The following is a 17,060-nucleotide window of genomic DNA, read 5'->3' as shown; positions in this document are numbered from 1 at the left end:
CCTTAGGAGTAAAAAAATGCTCGACCAGTCCAACGAACTCGCCGCCTGGGATCGCGACCACTTCTTCCATCCCTCGACCCACATGGGCACGCATGCGCGGGGTGAATCGCCGACCCGCATCATCGCCGGCGGCGAAGGCGTCACCATCTGGGACAATAACGGCCGCAAGAGCATCGATGCCTTCGCCGGGCTTTATTGCGTCAATGTCGGCTATGGCCGCCAGAAGATATCAGACGCCATCGCCGCCCAGGCCAGGAACCTTGCCTATTACCATGCCTATGTCGGCCACGGCACCGAGGCGTCGATCACGCTTTCCAAGATGATCATCGACCGCGCCCCGCAAGGCATGTCGAGGGTCTATTTCGGCCTCTCCGGTTCCGACGCCAACGAAACCAACATCAAGCTGATCTGGTACTGCAACAACGTGCTCGGTCGTCCCGAGAAGAAGAAGATCATCTCACGCTGGCGCGGCTATCACGGCTCCGGTGTCATGACCGGATCGCTGACCGGGCTCGACCTGTTCCACAACGCCTTCGACCTGCCGCGTGCGCCGATCCTGCACACCGAGGCGCCCTACTATTTCCGCCGCGCCGACCGCTCGATGAGCGAGGAACAGTTTTCCCAACACTGCGCCGACAAGCTCGAAGAGATGATCCTGGCCGAGGGCCCCGACACGGTCGCCGCCTTCATCGGCGAGCCGATCCTCGGCACCGGCGGCATCGTGCCGCCGCCCGCTCTGTACTGGGAAAAGATCCAGGCGGTTCTGAACAAATACGACGTGCTGCTGGTCGCCGACGAAGTGGTCACCGGCTTCGGCCGGCTGGGCACCATGTTCGGCTCCGACCACTACGGCATCAAGCCCGACCTGATCACCATCGCCAAGGGACTGACCTCGGCCTATGCGCCGCTGTCGGGCGTCATCGTCTCGGATAAGGTCTGGCAGGTGCTGGTGCAGGGTTCGGACAAACTCGGCAGCTTGGGCCATGGCTGGACCTATTCGGCGCATCCGATCTGCGTTGCCGCCGGTGTCGCCAACCTGGAACTGATCGACGAGATGGACCTGGTGACCAACGCCGGTGAGACCGGCGCCTATTTCCGCGCCGAACTGGCGAAAGCCGTCGGCGGCCACAAGAATGTCGGCGAGGTGCGCGGCGACGGCATGCTGGCGGCAATCGAATTCGTCGCCGACCGGGACGACCGCGTGTTCTTCGATGCCGCGCAAAAAATCGGGCCGCAGGTCGCGACCGCGCTTGCCGAGCTTGGCGTCATCGGCCGCGCCATGCCGCAAGGCGACATCCTCGGCTTTGCGCCGCCGCTATGCCTCACCCGTGAAGAGGCCGACATCGTCGTGTCGAAGACGGCCGATGCGGTGAAGAGCGTGTTTGCCAGCATCTAATTATCGACCTTGGTGCCGCCCCTCATCCGCCCTGCCGGCACCTTCTCGGTAGAGAAGGGTCAAGCACTCGGCGCCGGCTGACCCCCTCTCCCCGTTGTTCACGGGGAGAGGGTAAGGGTGAGGGGCAGCGCCAACCTGGAATATCTGGAAGCAACATCAATGACCTCCAAAGCCCTCCCCGCCACCATGGCAGCCGTGCTTCTGACCGGTCACGGCGGGCCGGAAAAGCTTGTCTATCGCACCGATGTGAAAGTGCCCTCGCCCGCCCCCGGCGAGGTTCTGGTCAAGGTCACCGCTTGCGGCATGAACAACACCGATGTCTGGGTGCGCCAGGGCGCCTATGGCACGGTGGAAGATGCTGCCGCCGTGTCGACCTGGCGGCGTCAGGGCAATACGCTGACCTTCCCGCGCATCCAGGGCACCGACACCGTCGGCAACATCGTTGCCGTCGGCGAGGGTGTTTCTTCGGCCCGCATCGGCGAGCGGGTGATGGTCGATTTCTCCATCTACAACCGCGACGATGATTCACTCGCCGACATCGACTATATGGGCCATGGCCGCGACGGCGGCTATGCCGAGTACCAGGCCGTGCCGGCCGAGAACGCCCATGTCGTCGCCACCGACCTGACCGACATCGAGCTCGCCACCTTTTGCTGCGCTTACCTTACCGGCGAACAGATGCTGGAACGCGCCGCATTGAGGGCCGGCGAGCGCGTGCTGGTCACCGGCGCCTCGGGCGGCGTCGGCTCCGGCATCGTGCAGTTGGCGCGGGCGCGCGGCGCCATTCCCTATGCCGTCGTCGGCAAGGGCAAGGAACAGGCGGTGCTCGACATCGGCGCCGAGGCGGTGATCACCCGTGGCGTCGCCGATCTGCCCACCGCCGTCAACGACGCAACCGGCGGCCAGCCGATCGACGTGGTTGCCGACCTCGTCGGCGGTGCGATCTTCAACGACCTGTTGCGCATCCTTCGGCCCGAGGGTCGCTACACCACCGCCGGCGCGATTGCCGGCCCGGTCGTGCAGCTCGATCTGCGCACCATGTATCTCAAGCAATTGCAGCTGCACGGCTCCAGCCAAGGCACGCGACACGACTTCCGCCGTATCGTCCGCTACATCGAGGAGAAGAAAATCCGGCCGCTGGTCGGCGGTGTCTACAAGCTCTCCGATTTCCACCGCGCCCAGGCGGATTTCATCGCCAAAGATTTTGTCGGCAAGCTGGTGGTCGTTCCGGACGCCGTTGCGGATCTCGCTGCAACGCGTTGACAACCAAGGCTAACAAGGCAATTGCCGATCGCAGCGCCGCCTCCGAAGCTGCCGATCTCCCCCCTTGCGGGGGAGATGCCGGCAGGCAGAGGGGGGTGCTGTCCCTCCGACCTGTCAATCGATCGCAGCCACGCCCTCAAGCTGGGTTGGCAAGGCTGAAGTCGAAGTTGCGATCCTTCCCACCCCCCTCTGCCTGCCGGCATCTCCCCCGCAAGGGGGGAGATCGGCAGCTTCGGAGGCGGCGCTGCGATCGGCAATTGCCTTGTTAGCCTTGGTTGTCAACGCGTTGCAGCGAGATCCGCAACGGCGTCCGGAACGACCACCAGCTTGCCGACAAAATCTTTGGCGATGAAATCCGCCTGGGCGCGGTGGAAATCGGAGAGCTTGTAGACACCGCCGACCAGCGGCCGGATTTTCTTCTCCTCGATGTAGCGGACGATACGGCGGAAGTCGTGTCGCGTGCCTTGGCTGGAGCCGTGCAGCTGCAATTGCTTGAGATACATGGTGCGCAGATCGAGCTGCACGACCGGGCCGGCAATCGCGCCGGCGGTGGTGTAGCGACCCTCGGGCCGAAGGATGCGCAACAGGTCGTTGAAGATCGCACCGCCGACGAGGTCGGCAACCACGTCGATCGGCTGGCCGCCGGTTGCGTCGTTGACGGCGGTGGGCAGATCGGCGACGCCACGGGTGATCACCGCCTCGGCGCCGATGTCGAGCACCGCCTGTTCCTTGCCCTTGCCGACGACGGCATAGGGAATGGCGCCGCGCGCCCGCGCCAACTGCACGATGCCGGAGCCGACGCCGCCCGAGGCGCCGGTGACCAGCACGCGCTCGCCGGCCCTCAATGCGGCGCGTTCCAGCATCTGTTCGCCGGTAAGGTAAGCGCAGCAAAAGGTGGCGAGCTCGATGTCGGTCAGGTCGGTGGCGACGACATGGGCGTTCTCGGCCGGCACGGCCTGGTACTCGGCATAGCCGCCGTCGCGGCCATGGCCCATATAGTCGATGTCGGCGAGTGAATCATCGTCGCGGTTGTAGATGGAGAAATCGACCATCACCCGCTCGCCGATGCGGGCCGAAGAAACACCCTCGCCGACGGCAACGATGTTGCCGACGGTGTCGGTGCCCTGGATGCGCGGGAAGGTCAGCGTATTGCCCTGACGCCGCCAGGTCGACACGGCGGCAGCATCTTCCACCGTGCCATAGGCGCCCTGGCGCACCCAGACATCGGTGTTGTTCATGCCGCAAGCGGTGACCTTGACCAGAACCTCGCCGGGGGCGGGCGAGGGCACTTTCACATCGGTGCGATAGACAAGCTTTTCCGGCCCGCCGTGACCGGTCAGAAGCACGGCTGCCATGGTGGCGGGGAGGGCTTTGGAGGTCATTGATGTTGCTTCCAGATATTCCAGGTTGGCGCTGCCCCTCACCCTTACCCTCTCCCCGTGAACAACGGGGAGAGGGGGTCAGCCGGCGCCGAGTGCTTGACCCTTCTCTACCGAGAAGGTGCCGGCAGGGCGGATGAGGGGCGGCACCAAGGTCGATAATTAGATGCTGGCAAACACGCTCTTCACCGCATCGGCCGTCTTCGACACGACGATGTCGGCCTCTTCACGGGTGAGGCATAGCGGCGGCGCAAAGCCGAGGATGTCGCCTTGCGGCATGGCGCGGCCGATGACGCCAAGCTCGGCAAGCGCGGTCGCGACCTGCGGCCCGATTTTTTGCGCGGCATCGAAGAACACGCGGTCGTCCCGGTCGGCGACGAATTCGATTGCCGCCAGCATGCCGTCGCCGCGCACCTCGCCGACATTCTTGTGGCCGCCGACGGCTTTCGCCAGTTCGGCGCGGAAATAGGCGCCGGTCTCACCGGCGTTGGTCACCAGGTCCATCTCGTCGATCAGTTCCAGGTTGGCGACACCGGCGGCAACGCAGATCGGATGCGCCGAATAGGTCCAGCCATGGCCCAAGCTGCCGAGTTTGTCCGAACCCTGCACCAGCACCTGCCAGACCTTATCCGAGACGATGACGCCCGACAGCGGCGCATAGGCCGAGGTCAGTCCCTTGGCGATGGTGATCAGGTCGGGCTTGATGCCGTAGTGGTCGGAGCCGAACATGGTGCCCAGCCGGCCGAAGCCGGTGACCACTTCGTCGGCGACCAGCAGCACGTCGTATTTGTTCAGAACCGCCTGGATCTTTTCCCAGTACAGAGCGGGCGGCGGCACGATGCCGCCGGTGCCGAGGATCGGCTCGCCGATGAAGGCGGCGACCGTGTCGGGGCCCTCGGCCAGGATCATCTCTTCGAGCTTGTCGGCGCAGTGTTGGGAAAACTGTTCCTCGCTCATCGAGCGGTCGGCGCGGCGGAAATAGTAGGGCGCCTCGGTGTGCAGGATCGGCGCACGCGGCAGGTCGAAGGCGTTGTGGAACAGGTCGAGCCCGGTCAGCGATCCGGTCATGACACCGGAGCCGTGATAGCCGCGCCAGCGTGAGATGATCTTCTTCTTCTCGGGACGACCGAGCACGTTGTTGCAGTACCAGATCAGCTTGATGTTGGTTTCGTTGGCGTCGGAACCGGAGAGGCCGAAATAGACCCTCGACATGCCTTGCGGGGCGCGGTCGATGATCATCTTGGAAAGCGTGATCGACGCCTCGGTGCCGTGGCCGACATAGGCATGGTAATAGGCAAGGTTCCTGGCCTGGGCGGCGATGGCGTCTGATATCTTCTGGCGGCCATAGCCGACATTGACGCAATAAAGCCCGGCGAAGGCATCGATGCTCTTGCGGCCGTTATTGTCCCAGATGGTGACGCCTTCGCCGCCGGCGATGATGCGGGTCGGCGATTCACCCCGCGCATGCGTGCCCATGTGGGTCGAGGGATGGAAGAAGTGGTCGCGATCCCAGGCGGCGAGTTCGTTGGACTGGTCGAGCATTTTTTTACTCCTAAGGAAATGTCTCCGGCGCGGCTTACGCTACGTCCAGGCAGAGATATTTAAGATCGGTAAAGGCTTCGAGCCCGTGGCGCGAGCCCTCGCGACCGATGCCGGACTGCTTGACGCCGCCGAACGGAATCGGCGCGCCGGTGATCTTGACGCGGTTGATGGCGACCATACCGTAGTCGAGTGCACGGCCCATGCGCAATTGGCGGCCGCCGTTCTCGGTGACGACATAGGCGACGAGCCCGTATTCGGTGGCGTTGGCGCGGGCGATGACCTCGTCCTCGCTGTCGAAGGGCGTCACCGCGGCGACCGGACCAAAGGTTTCCTCGCGCATGATCAGCGCATCGTCGGTGACATCGGCGAGCAGGGTCGGCCGGTAGAACAGCGGTCCGGCCGGATGTCTGCCGCCGCCGGTGAGGCAGCGCGCGCCATGGGCGAGCGCATCGGCGACTTGCTCCTCGACCTTCTTGACACCGCGCTCATGCATCAACGGCCCGATGTCGGTGTCTCCGGCCAGGCCATTGCCGGTCCGCAGCGCCTCGATGCGCCTGGCGAAAGCGGCGCAGAAACGGTCGTAGATCGGGCGCTGGACATAGATGCGGTTGGCGGCAAGGCAATCCTGGCCGGAAGTGGCGAATTTGGCGTCGACGGCTGTCGTCACCGCCTTGTCGAGATCGGCGTCGGCAAAGACGATCAGCGGCGCGTGGCCGCCAAGCTCCATGACCAGCCGCTTCATCGTCGGCGCACTTTGCGCGGCGATAAGCCTGCCGATCTCGGTCGAGCCGGTGAAGCTCATGGCGCGGACGCGCGGATCTTCGCACATCCGCCCAACGATGGTCGAGGCCTTGCCGGTGAGAACGTTGAAGACGCCAGCCGGCAGGCCGGCGCGTTCGCCGAGCTCGGCCAGCGCCAGTGCCGACAGCGGCGTTTCCGACGAAGGATGCGCGACGATGGTGCAGCCGGCGGCAAGCGCGGCCGCCGCCTTGCGGGTCAGCATGGCTGCGGGAAAATTCCACGGCGTGACGACGCCGACGACGCCGAGCGGTTCGCGCCGCACCATCATCTCGGCGTTTGGCAAATGGCTGGTGACGCTTTCGGCGTTGAGGCGCTTTGCCTCCTCGGTGTACCATTCGACGAAGGAGGCGGCGTAGTCGATCTCGCCAAGCGATTCCCTAAGCGGCTTGCCCTGCTCGAGCGTCATCAACAGCGCCAGATCGTCCTTGGCGGCGATGATCAGATCGAACCATTTTCGCAGGATTCTTGCGCGTTCCTGTGGGAGGGCCGCGCGCCAGGCGGGAAAGGCGCGCGCCGCCGCGTCGATCGCCTTGCTCGTCTGCCTGGCATCGAGCGCGGCAACCCAGGCAACGGTGGCGCCTGTAGCAGGGTCGGTCACCCCAAAACTCTCGGCGGCTTCACTCGCCGTCCAGTGGCCGTCGACATAGGCGAGTTGGCGCAGCAGCCGGCGGTCGGCGAGCCGGTCAAGCGCTTCGTGGCGTTGTGGGCGGGCAAAATGCGCGGACATGTTCGAGGTCTCCCGGTTTCGGAGTGATGCGGAGAGACTATGCGCGCGGCGCAGACAGAGAGGCTGTTTCGGAGCGCACGCGTAGAGAGATTGTCTCTATTGGGCTGCTCGGGCAGACAATCTGTTCAGCTTATAGGCTGGGCTATCTCATCGAGGAAGTGCCCCCTCACCCGGATTGCCAACCGAATTGCAAAGGGCAATTCGGGGCAATCCGACCTCTCCCCTCGGGGGAGAGGAGATTGCCAGCGCCGGCGCCAGCCTCTTCTCCCCACCGGGGAGAAGGTGGCCGCGAAGCGGCCGGATGAGGGGGCCCTTTTCGATTTCCCCAGGCCTCACGTTGACACCGGCAGCAGATCGGCCACCGGCAAGGCGACCTCCTCCTTCACCGTCTTGGTGACGATGTAGGTGAAATAACGGTCGATGCCGATCTCGCGTTCGAGCAGGGCGTCGACCAGCCGCTGATAGGCGTCGATGTCGCGCGCCATCACTTTCAGCAGATAGTCGACGCCGCCGCCCACCGACCAGCATGCGACGATTTCGGGGACGTCGCGGATGACGCGCTCAAAACGGTCGAAATCGGCTTGGCGGTGGCTGGCCAGCGTCACCTCCATCAGGACGATGGCGACCGGCGCGACGGCGCGCATTGCAACCTTGGCGTGATAGCCGGAGACGATGCCGGCCTTTTCCAGCTTGCGCAACCGCATCCAGCACGGCGTCGGCGACAGGCCGACCTTGTCGGCGAGCGCCAGCTTGGTGATGCGCCCGTCGCGCTGAACCGCGTCGAGGATTTTCAGGTCGATCTGATCCAGTTTCAATGCGGCCATGAGCGTCCACTTTTTTCCGCGACACCATGACGGCGCATTATTTCGATTGTCAATTGCACTGATTTCGATCTCTAATATGTCATGACATTGTGGCGTCCAGATCCCGCGCTTATCCGGCGGCCGGCCTATCAATCGCTCGCCGACCAGTTCGCGCGCGCCATTCATGACGGACGGCTGGCCAACGGCGCGCGGCTGCCGACGCATCGCCGGCTGGCCGACGATTTGAAGCTTTCGGTGCAGACAGTCAGCCGCGCCTATGAGGAGCTGATCCGCCGGGGCCTGGTCTCCGGCGAGATCGGCCGCGGCAGCTTCGTGCAGACGCAGCGACGCGAGCCGGAGCCGCCCTATCTGCCGGAGCGCCTTGGCGAGGTCATCGACCTGTCGATCCTGAAGCCGGTCTGCGAGCCGATGCATCTGGAGAGGTTGAAGCAGGCGCTGGGCTGGCTCGCCGAGAACCTGCCGTCGACCTCGGCGCTGTCGTTCCGGCCGAACATGGTGTTTCCGCGCCACCGTGCCGTGGCGGTCGAATGGCTGCGGCTGTGCGGTCTCGACGTGTCGGCGCAGAATGTCAGCCTGACCAACGGCGCCACGGCCGGCATGACGGTGGCGCTGATGAGCGTGGCGCCGCCGGGTTCGACCGTCGCCACCGAGGCGATCGGCCATCACACGCTGATCCCGCTGGCGCGCTATCTCGGCTTCAACCTCGAGGGTCTGCCGATCGACGACAACGGCCTGATCCCGGAGGCGCTCGACGAGGCGTGCCGGCTTTCCGACATCCGCGCCGTGTTCGTGCAGCCCTCGGTGATCAATCCGACTGCAACATTGATGAATGCCGCGCGGCGCGAGCAGATCGCTGCGGTGGCGCGCAGGCACGACATCGCCATCATCGAGAACGACGTGCTCGGGCCGCTGGTCGAGGGCCGTCCGCCGCCGGTCGCCGCCTTCGCGCCCGAGCGCACGCTCTACGTCACCTCCTTCACCAAGATCGTGCTGCCAGGCCTGCGCATCGGTTATCTCGCGGCGCCCGACCGCTATGTCGCTGCCGTCGCCAACCGGCATCTCGTCTCCAACTGGATGGCGACGCCGATGGTGGCGGAGATCGCGACAAAATGGGTGACCGACGGCACGGCGATGGAACTCGTCCGCTGGCAACGGTCGGCGCTGCGGCGGCGGCAGGAGATTGCCGCCCAGGTGCTTGCCGGGGTCGACTACCGCGTCCATCGCGACGGGCTGCATCTGTGGCTGGAACTGCCCGGCGACCGCGCCGAGGAGGGCTTCGTCTCACAGGCCCGCCTGCAGGGCGTTGCGATCGCACCAGGCACATCGTTCCGCATCTCGGCGGCGCCCTGGCAACCGGCAGTGCGCATCTCGCTGGGCTCGACAACCGAGGGGGAGCTGCGCGCCGGCCTCAGCGTTGTCACCAAGCTTCTGCTCGGCGACCCGGAGCATCTGCTGCTGGCGATCTAGGCAGACATTGCCGCGAAATTCTGCGGAGCCAGAAACATTGTCATGAGTTTATTTTCCTGATTGACATGATTTGGCGCGTTCCCCATCGTTAAGGCACAGCTTCTCCAGCACGGGGGAATTCTTTGTCCGCGCCCATCATCAAGATCGACGCCATTTCGAAAAGCTTCGGCACCTTCAAGGTGCTGGACGGACTGTCGATGCAGGTCATGCCGCGCGAAAAGCTTGCGCTGATCGGCCCATCCGGCTCCGGCAAGACGACGATCCTGCGCATCCTGATGACGCTGGAGAGGATCGACAGCGGCCACATCCAGATCGACGGCGAGCAGCTTTACCACATGGAGCGCAACGGCCAGTTGCTGCCTGCCGACGAACGGCATCTGGCAAGAATGCGCCAGAAGATCGGCATGGTCTTCCAGCTGTTCAACCTGTTTCCGCACAAGAGCGTCATCGACAACGTCACGCTGGCGCCGATCCTGACCAAGGGCATGCCGCGCGCCACCGCCGAAAAACGGGCGATGGAACTGCTCGATATGGTCGGCATGGCCGACAAGGCGAAAGCGATGCCGGCGCAGCTTTCCGGCGGCCAGAAGCAGCGCGTTGCCATCGCTCGCGCCTTGGCGCTGCAGCCCAGGATCATGCTGTTCGACGAGGTGACATCGGCGCTCGATCCGGAACTGGTCGAGGAGGTGCTGAACGTGTTGTGGCGGCTGTGCTCGGAGACCGACATGACCATGCTGCTGGTCACCCACGAAATGGGTTTTGCCCATGATTTCGCCGACCGGGTTCTGTTCTTCGACCGCGGCAAGATCGTCGAGGAAGGCAAGCCGGACGAGATTTTCCGCAACCCCAAGCAGGAGCGTACGCAAGCTTTCCTGAAGAAGATCATCGCGGCCGGACATCGCGTCTGACTGCCATGCCCCGGGCGGCAGCGCCGTCCTCCCAGGGCGGCGAAGCCGTCCCGTGGAACGACCAAACCAAAAGAGAAACAAGGAGTTGGGAACAATGAAGAAACTTGGCATTCTGGCCGGCGTCGCCGGTGTTGCACTGACCGCAATCCTGGCCGCTTCGACCGCGGGATCGGCCGACGACAGCAAGCTCGAAGAGCTCAAGGCACAGGGCTTTGCCCGTGTCGCCATCGCCAACGAGCCGCCCTATACGGCGGTTGCTGCCGACGGCAAGGTCTCGGGTGCGGCGCCCGATGTGGCCCGTGAAATCTTCAAGCGTCTTGGTGTCAACGACATCGTCGCCTCGATTTCGGAATATGGCGCGATGATCCCCGGCCTGCAGGCCGGCCGTTTCGACGTCGTCACCGCCGGCCTGTTCATGAAACCGGAGCGCTGCGCGGCTGTCGCTTATTCGGAGCCGGTGCTGTGCGACGCCGAGGCAATGCTGGTCAAGAAGGGCAACCCGAAGGGCTTCAAGAGCTATGAGGATGTCGCCAACGATGCCACCGCAACGATCGGGGCGCCGGGCGGCGGCACCGAGGAGAAGCTGGCGCTCACTGCCGGCGTGCCGCGTGACCGCGTCATCGTCGTGCCGGATGGCCAGAGCGGCCTGAAGATGCTGCAGGACGGCCGCATCGACGCCTATTCCCTGCCGGTGCTGTCGATCAACGATCTGGTCAAGAAGGCCAACGATTCGAATCTCGAAGTCGTCGCCCCGGTGGTCGGCGCGCCGGTCTATTGCGACGGCGCGGCGTTCAAGAAGGGCGATGAGGCGCTGCGCGACGCCTATGACGTCGAATTGGCCAAGCTGAAGGAGTCCGGCGAATTCGCCAAGATCATCGAGCCCTACGGTTTTTCGGCCGCGGCGGCGATGTCGACGAGCCGCGACAAGCTCTGCTCGGCAAAATAGGCGCCTTTTTCCTTCTCCCCGTTCACGGGGAGAAGGTGTCACGAATGCATGTCGCCCAAAAGTGCGCAGCGGTTTTGGGATAACGACATGCACAAACAAGGCCGGATGAGGGGCAGCGCCAGTTCTGCCAAATTGGCTCTGCCCCTCATCTGCCTGCCGGCATCTTCTCCCCGTGAACGGGGAGAAGAGGCCAAGACTATAACCGTAAAACGCTGGAAATTCGAACTTCATGACCCAATGGTCCGGCTATTTCGGCCTGATATTGCAGGGAGCGCTTGTTACCATCGAGCTGACGCTGATGGGGTCGGTGCTTGCCCTGATCATGGCCTTTCTCGCCGGGCTGGGGCGGCTGTCGCGTTTTTTCGCCATTCGGGCGCTGGCCACCGCCTATATCGAATTCTTCCGCGGCACCTCGATCTTCGTGCAGCTGTTCTGGGCCTATTTCGTGCTGCCCTTCATCGGCATTTCGCTGACGCCGCTGCAGGCCGGCGTGCTGGCGCTTGGCCTCAATGTCGGCGCCTACGGCGCGGAGGTGGTGCGCGGCGCCATCCAGTCGATCGGCCGCGAACAGTACGAGGCCTGCACCGCGGTCAATCTCGGCCGCTGGCAAGCCATGCGCCATGTCATCCTGCCGCAGGCGCTGCTGGTGATGCTGCCGACCTTCGGCAATAACGCCATCGAATTGCTCAAGGCCACCGCCGTGGTTTCGCTGATCTCGCTCACCGACCTGACCTTCCAGGCCCAGGTCGTGCGCTCGCAGACCGGCAACACGCTGGTGCCGTTCACCACCATTCTCGTCATCTATTTCGCCCTTGCGCTGATCATTTCCTGGGGCGTGCGTTCGCTGGAACGCCGCATGGCGCGCGGCCTCGACGGGGTGCGCGTCTGATGGATCGGGCCTCGTAATGGAGTGGGATTGGAATTTCGTCTGGGAGATCATGCCGACCCTGATCGAGGGCGTGAAGATCACCATCCTGGCGACGCTGCTCGGCTCGGTCCTGGCCGCGATCGTGGGGTTGGCCATCGCGCTGGCGCGGCGCTCGCCGAACAAGGGCTTGTCGCGCAGCGTCGGCTTCCTCGCCGAGTTCATTCGCGGCACGCCGCTCTTGGTGCAGCTGTATTTCATCTTCTACGTGCTGCCGGACATCGGTATCCTGCTGCCGCCACTGGTGGCGGGCGTCATCGGCCTCGGGCTGCATTACGGCACCTACACGGCCGAGGTCTATCGCGCCGGCATCGACAATGTGCCGCGCGGCCAGTGGGAAGCCGCCAAGGCCTGCAATCTCAACGCCAGGCAGACCTGGACCCACATCATCATGCCGCAGGCGATCCCGCCGATGATCCCGGCGCTTGCCAACTATTTTATCGCCATGTTCAAGGAGACGCCGCTGCTGTCGGCGATCACCGTGCTGGAACTGATGAACCAGGCCAAGAGCGTCGCCAACACCTACTACCGCTATGTCGAGCCGATGACCTTGGTCGGCGCCTTCTTCCTCGTCATCAGCCTGTTCTCGGTCGTGCTGCTGCGCTGGCTGGAACGCCGCTACGGGCGCATTGAAAAATGACAGTTCCTTCGACCAAACCGTTGGCAAGGAGCGCATGGTGACCGCTGCAGTCGACATCCGCTTGCACTCGACACGGCCGGCGCTCGACGCGCGTCCGCTGGAAAAGCGCGTCGGCCTGATCATCCTTGCCACCGACCATACGACCGAACCGGATTTTCGTCGCATGGTGGCAAGCGACCGGATCGGCGTCTATGTCGCGCGCATTCCCTATGCCAATCCGACGACGCCGGACAATTTGCGCAAGATGCAGCCGTCGCTGACGGCGGGCGCCGCGCTCATCCTGCCCGATGAGCCGCTCGACGCGGTCTGCTATTCCTGCACCTCAGCCTCGGTCGTCATCGGCGATGCCGAGATCGAGGCGGCGGTGCAGGCGGCCAAGCCCGGCGTACCCGTGGTTACGCCGCCGATGGCAGGGGTGCACGGCTTGAAGGCGCTGGGCGCCAGGACGATCAGTATTCTTACTCCCTACACGGTCGAGACCAGCCGGCCGATGTCCGTCTATTTCGCGGCGCACGGTTTCGAGATCGCCAGTTTTACCTGTCTCGGCTTCGACGACGACCGCGAGATGGCGCGGATTGCACCGGCCACGCTGGTCGATCTGGCAGCCAATACGACCGACGCGCAAGCGGACGCGCTGTTCGTCTCCTGCACGGCGTTGCGGGCCGCACTTGCCGTCGTCGGCATGGAGGAGGCGATCGGCCGCCCGGTCGTCACCAGCAATCAGGCAACGGCCTGGAACTGCCTGCGGCTTTGCGGCGACGAGGAGCGGCGCGCCGAATTCGGCCGTCTCATGACGCTGCCGTTGCCAGAAGGTGAGATGTCGAAGCGAGGAGGTCAGGCTTGATAAGTCAGCGCCGCCCCTCATCCGCCTGCCGGCACCTTCTCCCCGTGAACGGGGAGAAGGGGACTGGCTGCTGCTTCGCACTCTATTCTGCGACGTCATTGGTTGGCGAAGCCGTCGATGAGAGCACCCCTCTCCCCGTTCACGGGGAGAGGATGCCGGCAGGCAGGTGAGGGGCAGCGCCAACTCATGCCATTTACCTCAATCACCCTTGCCGATATCCGCGCCGCCCGCGAGCGCGTCGCAGGCAAGGTCGAGCGCACGCCGACCGTGCTTTCCCCGAGTCTTTCCGGGCACTTGGGCGCGCCCGTTTATCTCAAGCTCGAACATCGGCAGACGACCGGCAGCTTCAAGTTGCGCGGCGCCTCGAACGCCATCGCTTCGCTGAACGCCGAGGAGAAGGCGCGCGGCGTGGTCGCCGCCTCGACCGGCAATCACGGCCGGGCGCTGGCTCATGCGGCAAAGCTCGAAGGCATGCGTGCGACGATCTGCATGTCACGACTGGTGCCGCAGAATAAGCTCGACGAAATCCGCCGGCTCGGCGCCGAGATCCGCATCGTCGGCAACAGCCAGGACGATGCGCAGAAAGAGGTCGACCGGCTGGTCGCGGAAGACGGCCTGATCATGCTGCCGCCCTTCGACCATCCCGATATCATCGCCGGGCAAGGCACGCTCGGGCTGGAAATCATCGAGCAGGTTGCGGACGCCGCCCTGGTGCTGGTGCCGCTGTCCGGCGGTGGGCTGGCGGCGGGTGTCGCCGTTGCCGTGAAGGGCGTCAGCCCCGGCACCAGGGTCATCGGCGTTTCGATGACGCGAGGTGCGGCGATGAAGGCAAGTCTCGATGCCGGACATCCGGTTTTGGTCGAGGAACTGCCGACGCTGGCGGATTCGCTCGGCGGCGGTATCGGCCTCGACAACCGGCTGACCTTCTCGATGTGCCGCGACCTGCTCGACGACGTAATCCTGCTCAGCGAGGACGAGATCGCCACCGGCATCCGCCATGCCTATGATCAGGAGCGCGAGATCGTCGAAGGCGCCGGCGCGGTTTGCATCGCCGCCGTGCTTGCCGGCAAGGTCGGGGCGAGCGGCCCCACTGTGCTCATTCTGTCGGGCCGCAACATCGACATGACGCTGCACAGGAAAGTCGTTTGTCGCGAAGCAATTGAGGAGAGCGCCGCATGAGCCGGATGACGATACTCACCGAAGCCGAATTGCGCGCGATCGTGAAGCTCGATCTCGATGCCGTCGCCTGCGTCGAAAATGCGTTCCGAGCGCTTGCCACCTTGCCGGTGGCGATGCCGCCGATCCTGCGGCTCGACATTCCCGAGCATCGCGGCGAGGTCGACGTCAAGACCGCCTACGTGCCTGGCATCGACGGTTTTGCCATCAAGATCAGTCCCGGCTTCTTCGACAATCCGAAGCTCGGCCTGCCCAGCGTCAACGGCATGATGGTGCTGCTGTCGTCAAAAACCGGGCTGGTCGAGGCGCTGCTGCTCGACAATGGCTATTTGACCGACATCCGCACGGCGGCGGCCGGAGCGGTCGCGGCGAAACATCTTTCGCGAACCGACTCCTCTGTCGCCGCGATCTTCGGCGCCGGCGTCCAGGCGGGGCTGCAGCTCGAGGCGCTTATGCTGGTGCGGCCGATCGCCGAGGCCCGCATCTGGGCCAGGGACGCCGTCAAGGCCGAAGCCGCGGCGGATGCATTGCGCGAAAGACTGGGCATCGTCGTGCGCGCCGAGCCCGACGCGGCCACGGCGGCGGCCGGCGCCGACATCATCGTCACCACGACGCCGTCGACCGAACCGCTGATCAAGGCCGGCTTCGTCTCGGCCGGCCAGCACATCACCGCTATGGGCTCGGACGCCGAGCACAAGAACGAGATCGCGCCGGCGATCCTGCGCATGGCCGATCTCTACGTCGCCGACAGCGCGAAGCAGACGCGGCTGCTGGGCGAATTGCATCATGCCATCGCGACGGGGGTGATGGCAGCCGATGCCGAGATCACAGAGCTCGGCCAGATCATCGCCGGCGATAGACATGGCCGCCGTTCGGACAGCGACATCACCATCGCGGACCTCACCGGCACCGGCGTGCAGGACACGGCGATCGCCACGCTCGCCCGCGACCGTGCCCAGGCGGCCAACACCGGGACAATTTTCGAAAGCTGATACCGGCCGCAAGGCCCAACAAACGAGGACCAAGAACAATGCAGCCCAATTTGAAATTCTCGCGCGGCGAATATGCGGATCGCCTCGCCAAGACTCGGAAGGCCATGGAAGCCAAGGGCGTCGATCTGCTTGTTGTCAGCGATCCGTCCAATATGGCCTGGCTGACCGGCTATGATGGCTGGTCGTTCTATGTGCACCAGGCCGTCATCGTGCCGCCGTCGGGCGAACCGGTGTGGTACGGGCGCGGCCAGGACGCCAACGGCGCCAAGCGCACCGCCTATCTCGCGCACGATAACATCGTTGGCTATGCCGACCATTATGTGCAGTCGACCGAACGCCACCCGATGGATTTTCTGTCGCAGGTGCTGGCCGATCGCGGCTGGGGCAAGCTCAGCATCGGCGTCGAGATGGACAATTACTGGTTCTCGGCCGCCGCCTTCGCTTCGCTGCAGAAACACCTGCCCAACGCCCGCTTCGTCGACGCTACGGCACTCGTCAACTGGCAGCGAGCGGTGAAGAGCCCGACCGAGATCGATTACATGCGCAAGGCCGCCCGCATCGTCGAAGCGATGCACCAGCGCATCGTCGACAAGATCGAAGTCGGCATGCGCAAATGCGATCTGGTCGCCGAGATCTATGATGCGGGCACGCGCGGCGTCGACGGGCCAGAGGGAAAGATTGGCGGCGACTACCCGGCGATCGTGCCGCTGCTGCCGTCGGGCGCCGATGCGTCGGCGCCGCATCTGACCTGGGACGACCGACCGATGAAATCGGGCGAGGGCACCTTCTTCGAGATCGCCGGCTGCTACAACCGCTACCATTGTCCGCTTTCGCGGACTGTGTTCCTCGGCAAGCCGACGCAGGAATTCCTCGATGCCGAAAAGGCGACACTGGAGGGAATGGAGGCGGGGTTGGCCGCGGCAAAGCCTGGCAATATATGCGAGGACATCGCCAACGCCTTCTTCGCGGTGCTGAAGAGATACGGCATCGTCAAGGACAACCGCACCGGCTATCCGATCGGGCTTTCCTATCCGCCGGATTGGGGCGAGCGCACGATGAGCCTGCGCCCCGGCGACCGCACCGAGCTGAAGCCCGGGATGACCTTCCATTTCATGACCGGCCTGTGGCTGGAGACGATGGGGTTGGAGATCACCGAATCCATCCTGATCACCGAGACCGGGGTCGAGTGCCTGGCCAATGTGCCGCGCAAACTGGTGGTGAAGAATTGAG

15 protein-coding genes are annotated in these 17,060 nt (G+C 64.4%); 11 read left to right on the top strand and 4 right to left on the bottom strand.

All coding sequences use genetic code 11. The features are described 5' to 3' along the window. Positions 1-16 precede the first annotated feature (16 nt). Together AC0L2A_RS05560 and AC0L2A_RS05555 are read left to right on the top strand one after the other, a co-directional pair. On the top strand, positions 17-1,396 hold the full coding sequence (locus AC0L2A_RS05560) for an aminotransferase (protein ID WP_473607937.1): 1,380 nt from the start codon (positions 17-19) through the stop codon (positions 1,394-1,396). 159 nt (positions 1,397-1,555) lie between these two features. Continuing rightward, positions 1,556-2,659, top strand: a complete 1,104-nt coding sequence (locus AC0L2A_RS05555) for an alcohol dehydrogenase family protein (RefSeq protein WP_473607938.1) — start codon at positions 1,556-1,558, stop codon at positions 2,657-2,659. A gap of 278 nt (positions 2,660-2,937) precedes the next feature. Here AC0L2A_RS05555 and AC0L2A_RS05550 read toward each other — a convergent pair whose 3' ends face one another. From AC0L2A_RS05550 to AC0L2A_RS05535, 4 genes are all read right to left on the bottom strand, one after another. Next, positions 2,938-4,041, bottom strand: coding sequence for an alcohol dehydrogenase family protein (locus tag AC0L2A_RS05550; RefSeq protein WP_473607938.1), 1,104 nt, complete (start codon positions 4,039-4,041; stop codon positions 2,938-2,940). 159 nt (positions 4,042-4,200) lie between these two features. Beyond that, positions 4,201-5,580 (bottom strand): aminotransferase, encoded by a 1,380-nt coding sequence (locus AC0L2A_RS05545; RefSeq protein WP_473607937.1) that lies wholly within the window; start codon positions 5,578-5,580, stop codon positions 4,201-4,203. Between the two features lie 34 nt (positions 5,581-5,614). Next, positions 5,615-7,108 (bottom strand): NAD-dependent succinate-semialdehyde dehydrogenase, encoded by a 1,494-nt coding sequence (locus AC0L2A_RS05540; RefSeq protein WP_473607935.1) that lies wholly within the window; start codon positions 7,106-7,108, stop codon positions 5,615-5,617. Between the two features lie 332 nt (positions 7,109-7,440). Further along, positions 7,441-7,923, bottom strand: a complete 483-nt coding sequence (locus AC0L2A_RS05535; RefSeq protein ID WP_473607946.1) for an Lrp/AsnC family transcriptional regulator — start codon at positions 7,921-7,923, stop codon at positions 7,441-7,443. Positions 7,924-8,013: 90 nt separating this feature from the next. Here AC0L2A_RS05535 and ehuR point away from each other — a divergent pair, with 90 nt between their 5' ends. The 9 genes from ehuR (at position 8,014) to doeA (ending at position 17,059) form a co-directional block, all read left to right on the top strand. Continuing rightward, positions 8,014-9,399 (top strand): MocR-like ectoine utilization transcription factor EhuR, encoded by a 1,386-nt coding sequence (gene ehuR / locus AC0L2A_RS05530; protein WP_023797845.1) that lies wholly within the window; start codon positions 8,014-8,016, stop codon positions 9,397-9,399. Positions 9,400-9,521: 122 nt separating this feature from the next. Continuing rightward, on the top strand, positions 9,522-10,307 hold the full coding sequence (ehuA, locus tag AC0L2A_RS05525) for an ectoine/hydroxyectoine ABC transporter ATP-binding protein EhuA (RefSeq protein ID WP_473607934.1): 786 nt from the start codon (positions 9,522-9,524) through the stop codon (positions 10,305-10,307). Between the two features lie 94 nt (positions 10,308-10,401). Then, positions 10,402-11,253: an ectoine/hydroxyectoine ABC transporter substrate-binding protein EhuB gene (ehuB, locus tag AC0L2A_RS05520; protein WP_473607933.1), complete on the top strand. Its 852-nt coding sequence runs from the start codon at positions 10,402-10,404 to the stop codon at positions 11,251-11,253. A 229-nt stretch (positions 11,254-11,482) separates the two neighbouring features. Beyond that, a complete protein-coding gene (gene ehuC / locus AC0L2A_RS05515; RefSeq protein WP_287174034.1) occupies positions 11,483-12,142 on the top strand; it encodes an ectoine/hydroxyectoine ABC transporter permease subunit EhuC in 660 nt (219 codons plus the stop codon). 16 nt (positions 12,143-12,158) lie between these two features. Continuing rightward, the gene (gene ehuD / locus AC0L2A_RS05510; protein WP_091600368.1) at positions 12,159-12,818 is read left to right on the top strand and encodes an ectoine/hydroxyectoine ABC transporter permease subunit EhuD; all 660 of its coding nucleotides are present in this window, start codon (positions 12,159-12,161) and stop codon (positions 12,816-12,818) included. A gap of 37 nt (positions 12,819-12,855) precedes the next feature. Continuing rightward, on the top strand, positions 12,856-13,662 hold the full coding sequence (eutA, locus tag AC0L2A_RS05505; RefSeq protein ID WP_473607932.1) for an ectoine utilization protein EutA: 807 nt from the start codon (positions 12,856-12,858) through the stop codon (positions 13,660-13,662). 186 nt (positions 13,663-13,848) lie between these two features. Beyond that, positions 13,849-14,841 carry a hydroxyectoine utilization dehydratase EutB gene (eutB, locus tag AC0L2A_RS05500; RefSeq protein ID WP_473607931.1) on the top strand — a complete coding sequence of 331 codons (993 nt, stop codon included), beginning with the start codon at positions 13,849-13,851 and terminating at the stop codon, positions 14,839-14,841. After that, complete coding sequence (gene eutC / locus AC0L2A_RS05495; RefSeq protein WP_473607930.1) at positions 14,838-15,830, top strand: ectoine utilization protein EutC; 993 nt, start codon at positions 14,838-14,840, stop codon at positions 15,828-15,830. Before eutB ends, eutC begins: the two co-directional genes overlap by 4 nt. A 38-nt stretch (positions 15,831-15,868) precedes the next feature. Further along, a complete protein-coding gene (gene doeA / locus AC0L2A_RS05490; protein ID WP_473607928.1) occupies positions 15,869-17,059 on the top strand; it encodes an ectoine hydrolase DoeA in 1,191 nt (396 codons plus the stop codon). Position 17,060: the final 1 nt, after the last annotated feature.

The sequence above is a fragment of the Mesorhizobium sp. WSM4844 genome, assembly GCF_055811775.1.
The sequence above is the reverse complement of the archived record's forward strand: the minus strand, read 5'-3'. Positions and strand labels throughout refer to the sequence as shown.